Annotated in this window: 2 protein-coding genes; both read right to left on the bottom strand. The window is 74.1% G+C overall.

Features of this window, described 5'->3' with window-relative positions; all coding sequences use genetic code 11:
* Positions 1-3,888: aminotransferase class III-fold pyridoxal phosphate-dependent enzyme (locus VFE05_02335; GenBank protein HET6228885.1), on the bottom strand; the 3,888-nt coding region annotated here is incomplete at its 3' end.
* Positions 3,885-4,962, bottom strand: a 1,078-nt coding sequence (locus VFE05_02340) for a condensation domain-containing protein (protein HET6228886.1), incomplete at its 5' end; no start/stop codon positions are given. The genes VFE05_02340 and VFE05_02335, both read right to left, overlap by 4 nt.

Genomic DNA, 4,962 nt, shown 5'->3' on the forward strand with positions numbered 1-4,962 from the left:
CTCCCGCTCCGCGTCTTCGATCAGCAGCACGGGACGGTCGATGGACGGCAGCGCATCCACCGAACCCGCCTGTGCGAGGACGGCGGCGGGGGCGGCGTTCTCGACCATGTAGGCCAGGCGGTCCGCGGGCAGCGACGGGTCCAGCGGCAGGTACGCGCCGCCCGCCTTGAGGATGCCGATCATCCCCACCACCATCGCGACCGAACGCTCCGCGCACAGGCCGACGACCGTGTCCGGGCCGACGCCCAGGCGGCGCAGCGCGTGGCCCACGCGGTCAGCGCGGGCGTCCAGCTCGGCGTAGGTCACGCGCTCGTCCGCCGTCTCCAGCGCGACGGCGTGCGGCGTGGCGGCTGCCTGGCGCTCGAAGGGCGTGTGCAGGCACTCGTCGGCGGAGTCGCCGGGGGCGGCGGCGTTCCACTCCTCCAGCACGCGGTGCAGCTCGGGCGGGGCGAGGAGCGGGAGCTCACGCACCGGCCGGGCGGGGTCCGCCGCCGCGGCGGCGAGCAGCGTCTCGAAGTGTCCCATCCACCGGCGGATGGTCGCCGCGTCGAACAGGTCGGTGTTGTACTCCCAGTCCAGCCACGTGCCCGCGGCGGACTCGACCGCCGTCACCGTCAGCTCGAACTTGGACGTGGCGCCGTGGGCCTCCAGGCGCTCCGCGTCCGCATGGCCGAAGCGCAGCCCGGCGCCCGCCGCGCGGTGCCAGTTGAGCACGGCGGCCAGCAGCGGCGGCCGGCTGGGGTCGCGGGGGATGTCCAGCGCCTCCACGAGACGGCTGAGCGGGAGGCCGCGATGCTCCAGCGCATCGAAGAGCCCGGCGTTGGCCGCGTCCGCGAAATCGCCGAAGCCGGGGTCGCCCGCGAGCGTGCTGCGCAGCGGCAGCAGGTCCACGAAGTAGCCGACGGCCGCGGCATCTTCGTCCCACGCCTGGCCAGCGGCGATGGTGCCCACCAGCACGTCGGCTTGCCCGGTGATGCGGTGCAGGAAGAGCTGGAAAGCGGCCAGCAGCAGCCCGTAGAACGTGGTGCCGCGGGCCTCGCACAGCGTGTCCAGGCGGGCGCGGAGCCCGGCGTCCATCTCGCGGCGCTTTAGCGCGCCGGCGAAGGTCTGCGTCGCGGGGCGGGCACGGTCCAGCGGAAGCTCCAACGCGGGCAGCGGCGCGGCCAGGCGCTCGCGCCAGAACGCGAGGGCGTCGCTCTCGCTCGCAGCGGCGCGGAGGCGCACGGCGTCGCGGTAGCGGTGCGGCGCGGGCAGGGCGTGCGCGCGGCCTTCCAGGCGGGCGGCGTAGATGGCCTGCAGCTCGCCCAGCAGCGTGCCGTTGGACCAGCCGTCGGTCACGGCGTGGTGCAGCGTGAAGGCGAGCACGTGGTCCGCCTCGCCCATGCGAACGATGCGGGCGCGGAAGAGCGGCGCCGCGGCTAGGTCGAACGGCTGCGCGGCCTCGTTCGCCAGCGCGGCGGCAAGCTCCGCCTCCGCCTCGTCGTGCGGGAGAGCCGAGAGGTCGATGAGCGGCACTTCGAGCGAGACGGACGCCTCCACGTGCTGCGTCTGCCCCAGCGCGCCGAAGCGTGTGCGCAGCGCTTCGTGCCGCGCGACCAGCTCGCGCAGGGCGGCGGTCATCGCGTCCACGCTGAACGGCCCGCGGATGCGTAGCGCCGTCGGCTCGTGGTACGCCCGCGCCGCCTCTGCCGAGATCTGCGCCAGCAGCCACATCTCGCGCTGCCCCGCCGTCAGCGGCAGCTCGACGCCCTCGCTCTCATCCTCTGCCATCTCCGCCACCACCACGTTCCGCACCGCCGTGAAGGCGTGAGATACGGATTCGGTGTATGCAGTTGCCGCAGATTTCGTAGATGCGAACTCGGGCGATGCAGACTCGCGAGATGCGGAGCGGGTCGATGCGGCGTCGGGAGATGCGCCTGCGGCGAGGAATCCCTCGGCGCGCATCTCACGAATCGCGTGCTCCACGGCGGATGCGGCGCGCTCCACGTCCGCATCCGTGTGCGCGGACGAGAGATAGCAGACGCCGCTCACCGGCAGATGCACCCCGCGCGACCGCAGGTGCAGCCGCAGCAGGTCCGCGTCCGCCTCCGCACCTTCCCGCGGCGCGAGCGTGATGCGCGAGCCGGAGATTTCCACCGCGAGCGGCGCATCATCACCCAGCGCGACGCGGATGGCGGATGCGAGCAATTCCGCCAGCCGCGACATCTCCGCGGACAGCGCAATCCCGTGCTCACGGACGTGCCCGAGCACTGCCGCGGCGGCAGCGATGCCGAGCGCGTGTGGCTCGTCGCCGCGGATGCAGGTGGTCTCGATGCGCGGTTCGGAGCCGTCGAGCAGGCTCCACGGCCCGCCGTCCACGGTGTCCATGTACGACGCCTTGCCCGCGACCGCGGCGACCGGCGCGCCATTGCCAATCGCGTTGCTCAGCACGATCAGATCGGCTTCGATCCCGTGCATCCGCGCGACGCCGCCGGGGTGCACGCGGGGCATCGTCGCGCTCTCGTCCAGCACCAGCGCCGCGCCCGTGTCCAGGCAGATGCGCTCCAGTGCGCGCACGAACTCGCCCGCGTCCATCTCGCCGCACGGGAGATGCGCGGCATCCACCACCACCGCGGCCACGTCGAAGCCGCGGGCGCGGAGAGTTTCTAGCGCGTCTGCGCCTTCCAGCACCAGCAGCGCGCTGACCATCCCGGCCGGAACGCCCGCCACGGACGGGACCGCGCGTCCGTCGCGCAGTGGCGTGCCGCGGCCCATCAGTCCATCCACCGAACCGTGGTCGGCGCCCGCGAACACGGCGATCAGGTCGCGCTCCGTGGCCGTCCGCGCGATCCGCAGCGCCGCGGCCGTCGCATCGCCGCGGCTGGCGAAGAAGGCGACGCGCTCCACGCCCGCCATCTCGCGAATCAGCGCCGCGGCCTCCGCAGCCGCGCGCGGCGAGGGTGCGTCCAGGGCCGCCCGCATCGCGTCGGTCGCGATGCCCGATGCGTGGCCGAGGACGAGGTCGCCACCGCGCATCTCCAGGTCCACGAACTCGTTGCCGTCCACGTCCGTGAACCGGCCGCCGGACGCGCTCGCCACCGCCAGCGGGTAGCACAGGTGCTTCCACGCGGCGCGGAAGCCCGCCACACTCCGCGGCTCGGCCACGGCCTCGCGGTCCGCCTCTACCGCATCCCGCGAACCGGCAGTCATCGCGGACAGCCGCTCGCTCAACGCGGCGACGTGCGCGGCCTGCTCCGCCGTCAGCGGACGCTCGCCATCTTCCGAAACGCCGTCGTGAGATGCAGATGCGGCGGCAATTCCCTTTGGCTGCGGCGTCTCGGACGTGCGGACTGCGTCGGGCGGCGGCGACCCGGCGGATGCGCTTGCATCTACCGCATCGGCAGAGATGGTTGGCGCGGCCATCGAACGCGCGGCGCCGAGCGCGTCGAGCTGCTCCTGCATCACCCGAAGCTGCTGCGCGACGATGCGCTCCACCGCGCCTCCGCCAGGCGTGGGCGTGAAGGGCATCGCGAACCGCGCATCCGCGGAGATGGACGGAATCTGCGAAGACTTCGGGGCGGAGACGGCTGCGGACGGCCCGGAAGGCGGCGCATCTGCCGATGCGGCTTGCTCTTCGGCGGGGAGCTGGCCGTGCACGTGGGCGGCAAGGGCGTGCACGGTGCCCAGGCCGTCCAGCAGGTCGCGGAAGGGCACGCGCACCCCGAACTGGTCGCGCACGAAGCGGCTGGCGCGCAGCAGCATCAGCGAGTCGGCACCGAGCGCCAGGAAGCTCTCGTGCGGATCGACCTGCTCGGTTGCGATGCCGTACAGGCGCCCGAACTCGTCACGCAGCACCTGGGCGATGCGCACGAACCGGGGCGAGCGGGCGAGCTCGGCGTGCGCGGTCACTGCGCCTCCTCGTTCATCATGAACCACGAATCGCCTGCTCCCGCGCCCACCAGGTTCGTTCGGACGGCCACGCGGTGCGGCACGGCCGGGCGGGCCAGCTCGCGCACGTGCGCCAGGAAGTGGCCGGCGAGCCCGGCGATGGTCGCGCAGTCGTGCACCGCGGCGGAGTAGCGGAAGCGCACGCCCAGCCGCCCGCCGCTCACGCCGCACGTGACCTCCAGCAGGTGCGACCGAAGCGCGCGCGGGCTGCGGACCGGCCCCAGCGGCGCATCCGCAGGGCTGCCGAACAGGCCGCCGCCACCGCCCGCCATGTGCTTGCCGACGTAGAGGAAGAGCACTTCCGCGGCGGGCAACGCGCGCAGCCGCCGCGCGACGGCCGCGTCCGCGCCCAGGTGCCGCAGCACGCCGAAGCCCACGCCGCCGCTGGGAATGGCGCGCAGCCGGTCGCGTACCCTCGTCACCGCGCGCTCGGCGGCGCCGCCAGCGTCCGGCCGAAGCGCGAACGGGTGGATCGCCGTGAACCAGCCGACGGTGCGCGACAGGTCCGCGTCGGCGAACAGGTCCTCGCGTCCGTGGCCTTCCAGGTCGGCCATCACGGCGCCGCCCGCCCACGCGGTCAGCGTGCGCCTCAGCGCGGCGAGCAGGACGTCGTTCGCCTGCGAGCCGAGGCGGCGCGGGGCGTCTTCTAGCAGCGCCAGCGTGTCCGGCGCGTCCAGCTCGACGTCCACGAAGGCGTCGTCGGCCTCGGCGTTGCGGCCGGCGGCGTGGTCGCGGGGGAGCGGGCGCACGTCCTCGCCCTCCAGCGCGAGCCAGCGCGGGGCCTCGCGCCGCGCCGCATCCGTGCGGGCGTACGAGGCGAGGCGTTGCGCCCATTCCCCGGACGGCGTCGTCGCGGGCTCCAGCGCCACCGGCTCGCCGCGCGCGATCTGCCCGAGCGCCGTCTCCAGGTCCCCCAGCAGCACGCTCCACGAGAACACGTCGACGGCGAGGTGGTGGACGACGAGCACCAGCCGCTGCGCCTTCCCCGCCCCGCGCCCGAACAGCAGCGCCCGCACGACCGGCCCGCGCTCCAGG

The sequence above is a fragment of the Longimicrobiaceae bacterium genome (genome assembly GCA_035696245.1).
Taxonomy (GTDB): domain Bacteria; phylum Gemmatimonadota; class Gemmatimonadetes; order Longimicrobiales; family Longimicrobiaceae; genus DASRQW01.